Source organism: Vibrio glycogenivorans, from assembly GCF_051660965.1.
Taxonomy (GTDB): Bacteria; Pseudomonadota; Gammaproteobacteria; order Enterobacterales; family Vibrionaceae; genus Vibrio.
The window spans coordinates 55,748-70,171 of record NZ_JBPVIS010000001.1 but is presented as its reverse complement, the minus strand read 5'-3'; the positions used below and the strand labels follow the sequence as shown (position 1 = coordinate 70,171).

Annotated in this window: 14 protein-coding genes and 1 tRNA gene; 8 read left to right on the top strand and 7 right to left on the bottom strand. The window is 45.9% G+C overall.

What is annotated here, in order from left to right; translation table 11 throughout:
• Positions 1–46: 46 nt before the first annotated feature.
• On the bottom strand, positions 47–1,501 hold the full coding sequence (gene cls, locus ACSTTG_RS00310) for a cardiolipin synthase (RefSeq protein ID WP_438473470.1): 1,455 nt from the start codon (positions 1,499–1,501) through the stop codon (positions 47–49).
• Between the two features lie 122 nt (positions 1,502–1,623).
• On the opposite strand from cls, the gene ACSTTG_RS00305 reads away from it, so the two are divergent.
• Entirely contained in the window at positions 1,624–2,328 is a 705-nt protein-coding gene (locus ACSTTG_RS00305; RefSeq protein ID WP_438473469.1) for a TIGR01621 family pseudouridine synthase, read from the top strand.
• A gap of 6 nt (positions 2,329–2,334) precedes the next feature.
• Positions 2,335–3,282, top strand: coding sequence for a class I SAM-dependent methyltransferase (locus ACSTTG_RS00300; RefSeq protein WP_438460114.1), 948 nt, complete (start codon positions 2,335–2,337; stop codon positions 3,280–3,282).
• Positions 3,283–3,353: 71 nt separating this feature from the next.
• Here the strand turns inward: ACSTTG_RS00300 and ACSTTG_RS00295 are convergent, their stop codons facing one another.
• Complete coding sequence (locus ACSTTG_RS00295; RefSeq protein WP_438460115.1) at positions 3,354–3,797, bottom strand: META domain-containing protein; 444 nt, start codon at positions 3,795–3,797, stop codon at positions 3,354–3,356.
• Between the two features lie 219 nt (positions 3,798–4,016).
• Here ACSTTG_RS00295 and ACSTTG_RS00290 point away from each other — a divergent pair, with 219 nt between their 5' ends.
• Positions 4,017–4,268, top strand: coding sequence for a DUF1289 domain-containing protein (locus ACSTTG_RS00290; RefSeq protein WP_438460116.1), 252 nt, complete (start codon positions 4,017–4,019; stop codon positions 4,266–4,268).
• A 268-nt stretch (positions 4,269–4,536) separates the two neighbouring features.
• On the opposite strand, the gene ACSTTG_RS00285 is transcribed toward ACSTTG_RS00290, so the two are convergent.
• Complete coding sequence (locus ACSTTG_RS00285; protein WP_438460117.1) at positions 4,537–4,761, bottom strand: hypothetical protein; 225 nt, start codon at positions 4,759–4,761, stop codon at positions 4,537–4,539.
• Between the two features lie 266 nt (positions 4,762–5,027).
• On the opposite strand from ACSTTG_RS00285, the gene ACSTTG_RS00280 reads away from it, so the two are divergent.
• Positions 5,028–5,753: a nitroreductase family protein gene (locus tag ACSTTG_RS00280; RefSeq protein ID WP_438460118.1), complete on the top strand. Its 726-nt coding sequence runs from the start codon at positions 5,028–5,030 to the stop codon at positions 5,751–5,753.
• Here the strand turns inward: ACSTTG_RS00280 and ACSTTG_RS00275 are convergent.
• Both ACSTTG_RS00275 and folD read right to left on the bottom strand, forming a co-directional pair.
• Complete coding sequence (locus ACSTTG_RS00275) at positions 5,750–6,079, bottom strand: hypothetical protein (RefSeq protein ID WP_438460119.1); 330 nt, start codon at positions 6,077–6,079, stop codon at positions 5,750–5,752. The two genes, ACSTTG_RS00280 and ACSTTG_RS00275, sit on opposite strands and share 4 nt — an antisense overlap.
• 167 nt (positions 6,080–6,246) lie before the next feature.
• Positions 6,247–7,104, bottom strand: a complete 858-nt coding sequence (gene folD / locus ACSTTG_RS00270; protein ID WP_438473468.1) for a bifunctional methylenetetrahydrofolate dehydrogenase/methenyltetrahydrofolate cyclohydrolase FolD — start codon at positions 7,102–7,104, stop codon at positions 6,247–6,249.
• 197 nt (positions 7,105–7,301) lie between these two features.
• On the opposite strand from folD, the gene ACSTTG_RS00265 reads away from it, so the two are divergent.
• Positions 7,302–7,378, top strand: a tRNA-Arg gene (locus tag ACSTTG_RS00265).
• 151 nt (positions 7,379–7,529) lie between these two features.
• Here the strand turns inward: ACSTTG_RS00265 and ACSTTG_RS00260 are convergent.
• Positions 7,530–8,330, bottom strand: a complete 801-nt coding sequence (locus ACSTTG_RS00260) for a hypothetical protein (protein ID WP_438460133.1) — start codon at positions 8,328–8,330, stop codon at positions 7,530–7,532.
• 543 nt (positions 8,331–8,873) lie between these two features.
• Here ACSTTG_RS00260 and ACSTTG_RS00255 point away from each other — a divergent pair.
• On the top strand, positions 8,874–9,671 hold the full coding sequence (locus ACSTTG_RS00255) for a hypothetical protein (RefSeq protein ID WP_438473467.1): 798 nt from the start codon (positions 8,874–8,876) through the stop codon (positions 9,669–9,671).
• A 128-nt stretch (positions 9,672–9,799) separates the two neighbouring features.
• Here the strand turns inward: ACSTTG_RS00255 and ACSTTG_RS00250 are convergent, their stop codons facing one another.
• Positions 9,800–11,674, bottom strand: coding sequence for a sulfatase-like hydrolase/transferase (locus tag ACSTTG_RS00250; RefSeq protein WP_438473466.1), 1,875 nt, complete (start codon positions 11,672–11,674; stop codon positions 9,800–9,802).
• A 714-nt stretch (positions 11,675–12,388) separates the two neighbouring features.
• Here ACSTTG_RS00250 and lnt point away from each other — a divergent pair.
• Together lnt and ACSTTG_RS00240 are read left to right on the top strand one after the other, a co-directional pair.
• The gene (lnt, locus tag ACSTTG_RS00245; protein ID WP_438473465.1) at positions 12,389–13,879 is read left to right on the top strand and encodes an apolipoprotein N-acyltransferase; all 1,491 of its coding nucleotides are present in this window, start codon (positions 12,389–12,391) and stop codon (positions 13,877–13,879) included.
• Positions 13,880–13,892: 13 nt separating this feature from the next.
• Positions 13,893–14,417, top strand: coding sequence for a hypothetical protein (locus tag ACSTTG_RS00240; RefSeq protein ID WP_438473464.1), 525 nt, complete (start codon positions 13,893–13,895; stop codon positions 14,415–14,417).
• Positions 14,418–14,424: the final 7 nt, after the last annotated feature.

The following is a 14,424-nucleotide window of genomic DNA, read 5'->3' as shown; positions in this document are numbered from 1 at the left end:
TTATAGTCAGCACCTTCTCATAAAACCAAAATAATGCAAGCCCTGGCTACAGAAGTGGATTGAACAGATAAAAGAACCTTTCAAGGAAGCGATGCATGATTGGGCGCTTTTGCCACTGCATCAAGTCCACTTGGTAAGATTGCTCAACGTAACTGTCTTGTAGCTGATGCATCTTTTCGGTGAACTCACGGTCTTCAATCGCAAGTGATACCTCGAAATTGAGCCATAGGCTGCGCATATCCATATTGACGGTGCCCACGATACAGAACTGATCATCCACCACGACCGATTTGGTGTGCAGTAGACCACCATCGAATTTGTGGATTTTGACCCCGGCGGCGAGCAGTTCAGTGTAAAAGGCTCGCGAGGCCCACTGCACCATGATGGAGTCATTCTTATGTGGAATGATCAGCTCGACATCAATGCCACGCTGGGCGGTCATCTTTAGTGTGTCAGTGAGATCGGCGCTGGGGACAAAATAAGGCGTGGTGATACGCACTCTTTGCCTAGCCTGGTGGATTGCCAGGGTTAAGACTTGAGAAATCAGGGTATCTGGCATCCCTGGGCCTGAGGGGACAACCTGAATTGGCAGAGGCCTCTCAGGCTCAATTAACGGGCACTCAGGAATATTCGGCATTGAGCGATCGCCCGTTTCGACTTCCCAGTCCCAACTGTGAATAGCTGAGAGCACGTTGACCGTTGGGCCACTGACGCGCACCATCATATCAATCCACTGTCCGACCCCAGAATTTTGCTTAAAATAGCGTGGGTCGACGAGATTCATGGAGCCTGTGTAGGCGATCTCATCATCAATCACAATGATTTTGCGATGCTGGCGCAAATCAAGCCGACGTAGGAACATACGCCAAGGCTTGACGCCTAGCGCTTGCTTTACCTCTATGCCAGCATCCTTCATCATTCGATACCAAGAACTGCGGAAAAAGCGCGGACTGCCAGCAGAGTCGAGCATGACTTTGATGTCGACCCCCCGTTTTTTGGCTTGAATTAGGGCACTAGCGACCGCATCCGCCATCCCGCCTGGGTGCCAGATATAAAACACCATCTTGATGGAGGTCTTGGCTTGGTGAATGTCATCAATGATCGCTTTTAAGATCACGTCAGGGTCGGTTTTCAGCTGTAGACTGTTGCCACATAGGGCTGGGATCCCCATACGGTGGTTACACAACTTATCAATTGAGGTGATATGATCATTCATTTGCTCGGGGACATGCGCCTGACATTCATTGAGCAATTTAAACCACTGCTCAAAGGGCGTGAACATCTCGCGTGTACGCTCAGCACGCTTACGACCGAGGTTGAGCTCGCCAAACATGAAGTAGGCAATCACACCGACAACCGGCACGATGTAAATGATCATCAACCAGGCGAGTGAAACACTAACGGCTCGGCGCTTGAGTACAACGCGTAAGGTGACACCGGCGACAAGAAACCAATAGATGCCAATCAGTGAAAAGGTAAAAAAACTGTAGAAAGTGCTCATGAATCCCTGCAAGCCAAAACGCGACCCTCATAATATACTCTATTCAGCCAAGATAAGAATGACTTTTACGTGCTCATTCAGCGGTATATCTATATACTCCACAACCCAGTTCGAGAGGGTTTATGTTTGATATAGTTTCTGAGACAGCGGATTTCGTTGTTATCAATAAGCATCCCAATGTATCGGTGCACAAAGATGACGGGGAGACCATGTTGGTAGAGTCCGTTGCGACCGCAATTGGGTGCCCTAAGTTATTCCTTGTCCATCGGTTGGATAAGATGACCTCTGGTCTGTTGCTGTTGGCCAAAACCAGTACGTCAGCCGCAGCACTGGCTGAGCTGTTTGCCAAGCGTAAGGTAGACAAGTTCTATCTTGCAATCGGTGATAAAAAACCCAAGAAAAAGCAGGGGTTGGTGTGTGGTGATATGAGCCGCTCAAGGCGTTCGGCGTGGAAGCTCAACACCAGTCAAGAAAACCCAGCGGTGACGCAGTTCTTTTCAAAGCCAGGCGAGCCTGGCCAGCGAGTGTTTTTGTGTAAGCCGTATACGGGCAAGACTCATCAAATACGCGTGGCACTCAAGTCCGTTGGCTCTGCGATTGTCGGTGACCCTATCTACGCGCCAAGTAGTCAGGCTGATAGAGGCTATTTGCATGCGTACAGCTTGGGGTTTGAATACCTTGGTGAGCAGCACCGCTTTTGCGTTGACCCAACTCAATATTCACTCGGTGAATTGTGGCGAGCCGAGCCAGTAAAAATCGCGATTACACAGTGGCACCAGCCATGGCAACTTCCTTGGCCAACACTCCCTCAATCCATAACAGGTTAAAATTATATGCAACAACAGAGTATCACTACTTTTATTGACGTCACCCTGCAAGCGCTGGCGAGTGCGCCTAATGAAGTGCGCCGCCTGTTTCATGGTCGCGGCAAACGATTCGAGGGGCTTGAACAAATCACCTGTGATTGGTTGGCAGGTCAGTTGGTTATCAGCCTTTTCAAAGCCGTTGATGAGGACTTTCTTTCTGAGCTACGTCGTCAGTTGTTGACCTTGTCTGAGAGTAAGGTGTGGCAAAGCCAGCAAGGGCGCTGCATCCTTGTTCAGCATCGCTACGAATCGGGTGCACCGGCAGAGGTAGTCTGGGGTGAGCTTGAGGCTAACCCAGTTGTAGAAGAGGCGGGTTTAAAATACCAACTGCACCTTGGTGCGAACCAAAACTCAGGGCTGTTTTACGATATGCGCCTTGGGCGTGAGTGGGTTGGTGCCAACGCAAAACAAGCCAACGTGTTGAATTTATTTTCTTACACTTGCGGTTTTTCCGTGGCGGCGATTGAAGGTGGCGCAGACCAGGTGGTGAATGTCGATATGGCACGCTCATCGCTTAATAAGGGGCGCGAAAACCACAAGCTTAATGGACATAACCTGCAGCAAGTGAAGTTTATGGCGCACGATATCTTTAAATCGTGGGGTAAAATCAAAAAGAGTGGGCCTTATGACTTGGTGATCATCGACCCGCCTTCGTTTCAAAAGGGCAGTTTTGCCCTGACGAAGGATTATAAGAAGATCCTTCGCCGTCTGCCGGATCTATTGACTGAGTCTGGCAAAGTGATGGCATGTGTCAACTCACCAGTGGTTGGCAGTGACTTTATTATCGAGTCGATGCAAGAAGAAGCGCCACAGATCACGTTTGTTGAGCGCCTTGAAAACCCGCCAGAATTTGCCGACATTGACCCAGAGGCAAGCCTAAAAGTGATGCTGTTTGAGCGTGAACACGCTAAATAGGTCAGGCATAGAAAACTCGCTGCAGTTGTTAAAAAAACGAAGCAGCGAGTTGTTATAAAGCGCAGTGCTAATTAGTTTACCCAATCGCGCAGGTTGAAGGTCAGGGTGTGAATACCGTTGGTCAGTGTCAGTTGCGTGTCAGTCAGAGTCACATCGCTCCATTCCATAAGCGTGTTTGCCATTGCTTGTTCGATTTCCATCTGTGCATCGGGACACATTTTCATTGTCATGCCCATCTTATCAATGCGCAGCTGATTATCTTTTAGCTCAGCCTGACCAAAGAAGTTGTTGCAGCCTGCGTAACCATTAGCCGTCATGTTTTCGCCAATCTCTAGGCGTGGGGCTTTCATATTATCGGTCAGTTCAATGTCTTGGCCATCGATCTGGGCAAGCTCCCAGTTGTGGTGCTGAAAGTCAGTAGCAGTCATTTCTTTTGTTTCCCCGTTAGATTGGCAAGCCGCTAGGAGCATAGGCAGCGTGATTGCAGTAAGTAGGCTTTTTGAACTAATCTTCATAATATAGGACTCCATTGGGGTGATAGTATCACACGGCTCGGAACTCGCATTCATCGCGAATAACCGCTAAGTAATAGATTGAATTATAAGTAATAAACGTGTCTTACTGTTAGTTTAGCGTCATAGGCGTTAAATACAGGGTAAATTTGTTGTCATCATTGCTAAGGAATAGAAGCGCTGTCATGATGAAAACCGAGGACACTAAACAGGATGGTGAACATGGAGCAGTTAGAGTTTTTTCGCATTCCCAACCCTTGCGTCGGTGTGTGTACTACCGATGAGCGTGGCTATTGCCAAGGGTGTATGCGAAAACGCGAAGAGCGTTTCCAGTGGCTCGAATTCACCCCCAAGGAGCAAAAGCACATCATCCAACTGTGCCGTCAACGCTATCGACGTAAAATCATGAAAAACCGTGCAAACCAATCCGGGCCAGAAGAGCCAACCAGCCCACAGCAATCTCTCTTTGACTAAAAGCAGGTTCGAGGTTCGAGGACGGGCGTTGCCCTACGGGGAGTGAGGGGTTCTGTGAGTGGTGTTAGTCATGAAGTACCAACAGTTTTCTTTGGATCAATAGAAAAAATATCTTGGCTTAGCCATAGCGCAGAAACGTCCAACACCAATGAAACTCCTCGATACCCGGAGCGTAGCGTCCTCGAACCTCGCCCCTAAAAACTCGCCCCTAAAACAACGAAACCCTCGTTTTTGGAGGGTTTCGTTGTTTTAACAAAATCAGATGGGATTATTTATTGCCATCCCACATATCACTAACCCAACCGCCTGCTTGCTCATCAAAGTGCAGGCCGTTGTAGCGGGAGGTATTCTCGGCGGCTTTGTCCACGTCGGGTCTTTCTTCCATCAGGTGGTGAATATAATTTGCCATCGGATCGTTTGGACGCACTCCTTGCGTTTTTAAAGCGGCTTCTTTAATTAACTGCAAACGATAAGCAGAACTCGCACGTCTCATAACCATCTCCTGAATGTTTTGGTGGACTGAAATTTAAACTTAGATGGCGGTTTTTTGACCGTCAAATGCGCTAGCACACAAAAATGACCTTAAGTTACATTTGTGTGAAAGTTAGGCGATAAATGGATGAATGTTAGATGAAATTTATTTTGTGAAATATTTATGAATCGAGAATAAGACGCCTCGGTGAAGCTGCTGAAAAACAACAAACTTTAGACCAATTGGGTATACTATGCGCCTCTCTAATCCCAAGGTAGTAGGCTTTGATGGCTATCAGTAAACATTACACAGATTTAGTGCAAACACGCCGCTCGGTACGAAAATACGATTCCAGTGCTGATTTTAACCACGATGACGTGCAGCATGCCCTAGAGTTGGCACTCATGAGCCCAAATAGCAGCAATATGCAGTTATGGCGTTTTCATCGCGTGATCGATAGTGAAAAGCGGGCACGTCTGGCTGAATATTGCATGGGTCAAAACGCCGCCAAAACGGCTAATGAGCTGGTGGTTGTCACGGTGACCCCTCAGTACTGGCAACAGCGTGCGAAGATGAACGCAGAGCAGGTTCGCCATGCCTTTGCCGGAAGAGAAGATGCCACGGCCAAGCGGGCACTCAAATACTACGAAAAGTTGATCCCTACTCTGTACAACAATGATCAGTTTGGCGTGCGTGGTTTGATACGTAAGGCGTTTACTTGGTGGATCGGGCGTAAAAAACCCATGGTCCGTGAAGTGAGTAAACAAGACTTGCGGGTCTGCTTGCACAAGAGTACGTCACTCGCCTCGATGACGTTTATGCTTGCGATGCGTGATATGGGTTATGACACCTGCGCGATGGAAGGGTTCGACTCAAAGCGGGTTAAGTCGCTGCTCAATCTGGACACCCAAGATGAGATCACCATGATTATCTCTTGCGGGGTGCGCGCTGAAGACGGCATCTATAGCGAGCGCCACCGCGTCGATAATCAAGCAGTGATCACGCGCCACTAATTCAATTGAATTGGTTGGGTAACCTCAGGTTGCGGCTCTGATGGGGCCGTAATTGAGCGTGCTAGGCGCTCAAGATAATTCATGCGATATTGCTTTTCGCACCACGATTTAGATAACCTTCGGCGGTTAAACTCGGCTCCAATTGCCGCTTTGGTTTGCGTCGTAGGGCGGCCAAAATAGAGCGTCTCACACAACTGCATGTTGCTCATGTTCTGTGGGTAAGCATAAATCACACTGCTGCGCATACCCATTTGTGCCGATTGGCTGTTTGAGCAGGCAGTAAGAAAAAGTAGGGCACCAGTGGCCAGAAGTTTGTGTTTTAGCATTGTGAGAATATCGAATAATTGACGCTGTAACCTAGTTTGGCAGTCATTCTACTACAGGAATGTGTCATTTGTTATTAGTGTCAGACCAATCTCAGCGCTAGTGCACAACAAAGTGGGTAAAAACACTTCAGCCCTAAAAATCTAGGGCTGAAGTAATTAACTCACTTTTACTCAGTGTGGAACTGCTCGCAAGCAATAATGGTATTCTCAATTAGGCTTGCCACCGTCATCGGACCCACCCCACCAGGCACTGGTGTAATAAAACTTGCGTGTTGCTTTGCAACATCATACTCAACATCACCCACCAGTGATCCGTCATCAAGACGGTTAATGCCAACATCGATCACGACTGCACCCGGTTTGATCCAGTCACCAGGGATAAAATTAGGTTTACCCACCGCTACAACCACGATATCCGCTTGGCGAACGTGATGCTCAAGGTTTTTAGTAAAACGGTGACACGTGGTGGTGGTGCTACCAGCTAATAGAAGCTCCAAGCTCATTGGACGACCGACGATGTTCGATGCACCCACCATCACGGCATGCTTGCCGCGCGTTTCAATGTTGTAACGTTCGAGTAGGGTAATAATGCCTTTTGGCGTACAAGAGCGCAGCTTAGGAATACGTTGAGCAAGTCGACCAATGTTATAAGGATGGAAGCCATCAACATCTTTTTCAGGCGTGATGCTCTCAAGCACCTTAGTGCTGTCGATGCCGGCCGGAAGCGGTAACTGAACCAAAATTCCATCGATTTCCGGATCGTGATTTAGCTGCTCAACAAGTGTGAGCAGGTCTTGCTCGCTGGTGGTGACAGGCAGGTCAAAAGATTTAGACACAAAACCCACTTCTTCGCACGCGCGGCGCTTACTACCGACGTAAACCTGTGAAGCTGGATCTTCACCGACCAACACGACCGCCAGTCCAGGCGCACGCAGTCCCGCATCCAAACGTGCCTTCACACGGGCGGCAACTTCTGAGCGAACCGTTTGAGAAATCAGTTTTCCATCAATATTTTGAGCAGACATGGCATTCCTTTCGATTATGGTCACATTTCGCGGCGTATTGTGGCAGATCTAAATGTTAAACTCTATAGGCAAACGTTTGCGTTGTGCTGAAATTAAGCAACCAAAGCAAACGTGATTTAAAAGTAAGCACTTGAATCCTAAAGTTGAATAAATCCATTGATTTACTGATTTATCGCCTTATACTACTGCCCTGTAACGCGCCCTTAGCTCAGTTGGATAGAGCACGTGCCTTCTAAGCATGTGGTCGCAGGTTCGAATCCTGCAGGGCGTGCCATATTTATGAAAGCCCCGATAACTTAATCAGTTGTCGGGGCTTTTGCGTTTTATTTATACACTAGTGATGCGAGTAGTACCATTTGAAGTTCTTGCTTAGCTTCCTCGGTTAGAAATCCCTTCCTCTATACTTATTGTAGTGATTAAGAGTTTTACTCCATCGCAGCTCTCAACGCCCTGACTAGCGGGTCAACAACATCATTGTCCGACCAGTACTCACCATGACTGAGCGGATTCCATGATGATAATAATCCCCCTGAATTGATAGCGCGATCGTTTACTATCTCAAAGTTAGGTCCAAGTTGTGCCAAAGGCCAGCCAAGTACATCGTCTGGGTCATAATAGTTATCCCAGGTGAACTGGTCGTTGGGCTTATCAAAGCACTGCCGATGTTCGAGGCCGCAAATAAATAGAGGGATATTACAACCTGTAGTGACAAGTTTTTGCAGAGTCCCCAACTTCATAAACTGCGCTTTTTCATTGTCTTCAGTGTATTGGGTTTCGAAAATTTGCTTGTTGTGGAGCGCATCCCAGATGAAGTTTGAGATCACTTGGCCACCTAGTGATTGTGCGATGATAATAAGTGGCTTGGTTTCATTTTGCTCAAGGTCAAGGTACACATGCTCAAGTTGCTTGAGTATCTCTCTTTGTACCTCTAGATACTTAACACCACTATGGCCACCGCTGTACTCGAGGGAGCCAGCATCACCGAACCCATAAAGTAGGAACTTTCTCAACTTAGTGTTATCTAGGTCGTTGTCTGTTTCGGTCGTCATCTCCCTCCAAAGCTTGTCCTGTGGTTCCTGCAAATAAGGTGCGTACTGCACGTTGTGGAAAGAGACCTTGTGCCAGTCATCACCAAGTTCGTTTTTTAGCTTTTTCTCTAATGTCGCATAGTAGTTGGGTTTGATTTTGCCCATGCCGTGTAGAGTGATTAATCCTACTTGTTTCATATTCTTCTCCTTTATTGCGCGATTCTGTGCTCTAAAAGGACAAATACTTTGATATCTCTTTTAAATGAGCTTAGTAGGCGATTTGCAATCCTATTATGGGTATTGCTCAAGCTTGCTCGTCTGCCCACGCTGGGAAACTAGCATGGGCATTTGTATGCATAATCTAGTTCACGATTGGCTATTGATGTGTGATTTCACTCACGCTTTTGGGGCCAGCGTTGGGAGGAGAATACTAGGGTTAGATGAGCTTTTGATAACACGAGTCTGTCGCAATTTAGTTTGTTACAGTTGGCATAAAAGAAAGCACTATCACAAATTAACACTCCTAAGTACTACAGCATCATAGTCAGTGTTAGTGTTTGGATGGTTATTTATATTATTGTAGTAATATATTGGTAAAGGACTGTCCAAATTATGTTTCTGATTGCATTGAGAAAAGCAGCAAGTCGTAGCCGGCCCTGGCTTCCCCATTACCTTTTTCGATTATTATTGCTCAGTGTTAGTACAGCTCTTTTAGTTGCCTGCAGCACGAAAGGGGTGACTGTGATTGGCAGCGATGAATTTGGCCAGATGATATTTAAGCAAAAACTCGATGCGAATGAACTGATTCCCGGTACAAACCCCTATCCGTTATTTGTTCAAGCTTTAGGTCCGCGCCCGATTGAAGCGCCGGATCTGTATCCCGGGGATAACCAAGCAGTGCGCCATATCCAAGTAAGTCATGATCCACAGGTGGGCAATTACTTTGAGTTTACCTTGTATCGTGACCTTGATGGTGATCGCGGTCGGCATCTTGACCGCCAGCGCAATGAAATCAAGGTCTACAACCAATCTAAGGCAGGGTTGAAGGGTTTTGAACACAGCTATTTTGTCTACGAGTGGCAATTTAAAATGCCTACAGACATGCAATTTAGTAAGCGGTTTACTCATTTGTTCCAGTTGAAGGCTGTCGGCGGTAACGACAAAAGCCCGATACTGACCTTTACTGCCAACGAGCGTCGTGAGCAACCGGGGTTTGAGATTCGACATAATCCAGAGCACGGCCACCAGGTACTTGAACGAGTGGATTGGAATACAGTTGCTGGCCACTGGCTTAATGCTCGCGTACAAACGCGATATGGCGAGCAAGGTTGGCTAAAAGTAGAAATAACACGCGCAGACACCGGCCAAAGCATTATCGAGCTTGAAAGAGAGAATATCCGGTTGTGGCGGGGAGAGCACTCGAGTCATTTTGTCCGCCCTAAGTGGGGGATCTATCGCTCATTGGTTGAAAAGCACCGATTAAATGAGCAAGACAGTGTTGGTTTTGCCAATTTTAGCATTCGTCAGTATCGGTATTAGACTCTATTGATACGAGAGTTAGTCCAAACTGAGCATCGAGGGTAGTTGTGACCGGTTGGTAGGTTTTACAAAGAAAAAAGGAGCGATAGTTCGCTCCTTTTGCTGTTATTAAGAAGTATCAGTTATTACTACACTTTAGGATCTACATGAGGTACATCGATCTTCTTATCGTCAGAGCCGGCAGCAAAGTCAGAAACGACGACTTCACCTTGTTCACCCCATTTGCCCCATTTCACCTCAACGCGTCCATTACCAAGAACAATGTTCTGGATTTTATCGCGCATTGCATCAACCACTGGTCGATAGTGAGGATCATGAGCGACGTTGTTCACTTCTTTAGGGTCAACACGAAGGTCAAATAGCATTGGCTGAATCTCTTCGAAGCCAGCAGTGAGCGCCCATTCGATATTTTCATTGTTCGGGCGGTGTCCAGGACGGATCTTCATGGCGAATTTGTAATCGTGCGTACGGATCACGGCGGTAGGGCCGGTCACCCAAGTAGGCTCGGCAATCACGTAGTCGCGAGGTTCGATTGTTTTCGCTGCAACCCGTGCCAAGTCATAACCATCGAGGTAGTCATATTTTGGCTGAGTGATGTCGATGCCAGCAGCGCTTAGGAAGGTCGGTGCCATATCAACGAACTCAGTAAAGTCAGTCACTACCTTGCCTGCAGGGAACTTGTCTTTGTCTGAAGCCGTAACAATGATCGGGTTTTGCAGGTCGATATCGTATGGGCCAAACTTGGCAATCATGCCATGCTCATTGAGGCGCCATCCGTGATCGCCACAGACGTACAGCACCATCCAAGGGCGGTTATTACTCTCTGAATACTCAACGAACGAGTCGACCGCTTTACCCACTAGATAGTCAGCGTAGGCGGCGAATGCGTAGTAGTCAGCAATCATTTGCTGCTTATCTTCGTCGCTGTAGTGATTACTTCTTTTAGCGTTGTAAAGATTCTTGATTTGCGGTGGGAAGCTATCCAACTCTTCTTGCGTAAACTCAGGTACATTGTACTTGATGCCTTGGAACTGCTTACGAAACTCTTCTGGCGGCAGAACAGGCGTGTGCGGTGCATCTAGACCGAGGTAAGCAAACAGCGGTTTGCTCGGATCTAAGCCTTGTACTCTCTGGCCATGGTTGGTTTTGTATAAGCGACCAGGGTTCTGAAGGTAGTTAACAAGCTCTTCCGTGTACCAGCCATCTTTGGTCGTGTCCTTGCCTTGAGGACTGACACCGCCAAGAACAAGTTTACCGTAGTCATACTCTTTCTTCTCACCTGGGTATTCAGTCAAGATATCGAGTGTGTCCCAGACCTCCTTGGTATCCATCATATCGGACGAGTTTCTCTTCGGCACATCGAGCATTCGGCCATCGGCCATATGGTAGCGTAGACCCACATCGCCTTTTTCTTTCCAGTGCGGTGGGCAGGTATCACACAGACCGGCGTACCAGAACTCCTTATAGCCGAGATCAACATCATAGATGGTGTCTTGAGCCTTGTATCTCAGGCCGCGTTTACCAACAGAAACGGTCTGATAGCCAGCTTCACGAGAAAGAACTTGAGTGGTGTATGGACGCCAGTGATCCATGCCGGTAGGGTCATAATACTCAAAGCCATAAATCGACGTATGGTGAGAGTAGCGACCTGTGATCATGCTGGTACGCGAGGGCGCACATGCTGGGTTTTGATTGTAGGTGTTAATAAAGGTGGTGCCGCGCTCGGCGAGTTTGTCAACGTTGGGTGACAGTACTTTGCCCAGTTCACTGTCGTTTTGGCCTAGCACCGCGCGGTTAAACGCAGCAATTGAGTCCATGCGTTGGTCGTCGGTGATAATCCACAAAATGTTGGGTTGTACATCGGCGGGCTCAAAAGTATATGCCGCACCCGCATTGCTTACACTTGTCTGGCCTTCATTAACACCACTACAGCCGGCAATAATCGCGGCTGATATTAGCGTTAAGCCAGCCACTTTTGATGCTTTTGATAGAGGAAACTCCATTTCTATTACCTTATCGTTATTGATTTCATGATCAGTGAGCTATCTGCTATACCAATTTTACGAGATGGTCGAACTCAACGTTGCTGCATTACTTAGCCGCGGATAGATCGTACCTTGATGATTGCAGTTGTTGATCACAGTTGATGATCGGTTTCTTCAATCAGATCTTGGTATTAGCGGATATTAGTCGCTACCAATTGGTGTGATACCTGGTTATTGTTGTACCAATTGTCACCAATTGGTTAACACTATATTGAGGTTTTAGCTAAATATCAGTTTTTGTGTCTAAGAATGTGGACTAAAGCCCGAATTCTTAGACAAAGTGATAGGCGTAGGTTTCCTGAGCAAGTGGTTACTGCATGCTTGTAAAGCGTGCTGCATCTATGTGTTACAAAGGTTTGGCTGGAACGTTTGGCGCTTCAACGTTATCAATCCACTCGGGATGATGGACTAAGGAAAAGGAGGTGTCGGCCAACATAAGAGAAGATAGCGTCCTTGCTAAAACTAACCAAGGGTAATTCAATTAGTATCTTTAACTCTGAATTATTTGCACAAAGAACCATCTGTATTTCTTATCGCAGTGATGCAATGCAACAAGAGTGCAATAATTGATTAAGCGATGAGAGGTGCATCTAATCATTTTATTTCTAGACTCTCTTGTTTATTGGGCCTGCATATAGTTAGTACATGTTTAGTGTTCAGTGACTGTGGTCTATGAGTAAATGCTTGGTGGGTTTGATTAGTGGAATAGTGTATGCGTACTCATATCGATTGGGGCTATTAGGACCGGCTATTCTACTCGCATCTTTAATCTTATTGTTTGCTATAGGAATGTATAACACACGAATAAAATGTGCTATTTCCGTATGGCTAAGTTTTGGTCTGGGCTTCTATCTGATGTCACTGTACTGGGTGAAGGAATACATTCTCGATGAATATAATACTAGTTGGGTTAATCAGTTAACGTTAATTTTACTCGTTCTTTTGATACTGTCATTTAGCTACGCATTAGTTCCTTTATTATTGGCTTTAGTTAGAGGTGAACAGCAGTTTATCCTCTTGCCTGTTGCATTAGTTTGCATAGATATTGTTCGCGAATATAGTTTACTATCCTTTCCGTGGCTTCAACCAGGTTACATCGCGTTAAATCTAGGTTTAAAAGGATGGTATCAAACATTTGGTTCACATAGTATTAGTCTTATATTTTATGTATTGGCAAGTTATATTGCTTGGCTGATTTATTCTAAGCGTTGTAATCTCAGAGTTTGGCTATATCTTAGTACGGTTTTGTGTTTTTTTCCTTTATCTAGTCTAGCACTTGGCACTTTATCTAAGACACAGCCTATCGATACTGCCAAGGTACGTGTTATCCATGGTTATTTTGATGATGCAAGTAAACTGTCTAAAAATGATGTGATTCAACGTGTCGATAAATATGTCTCTTTATCATTGCAAAAACCCACACCAGATCTGGTTGTATGGCCAGAAAGTAGTGTGTCATTTCCGGCGCAAGAGATGCGTCCGTTCTTAGGTGATCACTTTGTCAGGTTAAGTCATAAGCAAGTCTCAACACTTTGGGGTGGTTTCTATCGACAGGCAGACGACATTCAGAATGCCATTTTTAGCGCCCCCGATAGTACCCCAATCTACTTCAAAACAAAGTTAGTTCCTTTTGGGGAGTATGTGCCACGTTGGTTTGCTGCTTGGTTTAATGATCTGAGCCTGTCGAGAGAATTCTGGTTTAGCTTGAAGACCGAAAAACAGTCCAGTTATGCCGTCAATAACATCGTTGCGATTTTTGGCGTGTGTTATGAGGCTCTGTTCTCGGATGTGTTTCGTAAGCAAATTGATGGCTCCAATATTAATCTAGCGGTATTGATCAGCGATATGGCTTGGACTGATGCCAGCTGGCTGAAGAAAGTGATGCTTAATGTGGCGCAAGCCAGGGCAATAGAAATTGGTAAAAGTACTATTCATGCAACCAACGCCGGGATCACTGCAGTTATATCTCCTGATGGCAAGGTGCTCTCTAAACGCGATGCCAGTCAAACACAAGTATTAGATTATAACATTCCGTTAATGACTGGAGAGACAATTTTTTCTAAGTTTGGTGGTGTGCTTTTTCAAATTGTCTTGAGTGTAATATTACTTTTGACTGTGTTGCGCGGTGCAACCTTTAAGTTAATTAATGCAATGAAAAACTAATAGTGGTTCAGATATGAAGATTACATTGTGTTTGGCTGTGGCTATTACTTTTGGGGTTGTTATTCTAGTGGCTATGAATGCTAGGGTAATAAGCGAGGTTGAACGGGTTTCTATTATATCTTCTGACGGAAATGACACTTCAACAGATATAGGTATTACAAAGTATACAGATAGTAACGACAGCGTTTATAAAGAGGGGGCGCCAGTTTCGAAAGAAGTTTATCAAGATCTTGGTCAGATTGCGGCTTTTGAAGAACTCAATGATATTGATAGGAATATACATAAAGCTCAGCTTAAAATTGAAAGAGAATTTGTTGACGAGATAAAGAACCTACCTAAAGCAGAAATTATTTTAGCAGAGGCAAGTTACGTACTGTCAGGGCTTGAGCAACAGGGTATAGAGGTTACTTATGAACCAGCGCTACTTAAATCACCAGTATTAAGTACTGATAGGGTTGAAATAGATCAGGAGATAATAGAAATAGAAGAGCAACTTATCAGTATCGAAAATAAATTTAGATCTTTGAGTGACGAGTAATTGGGGA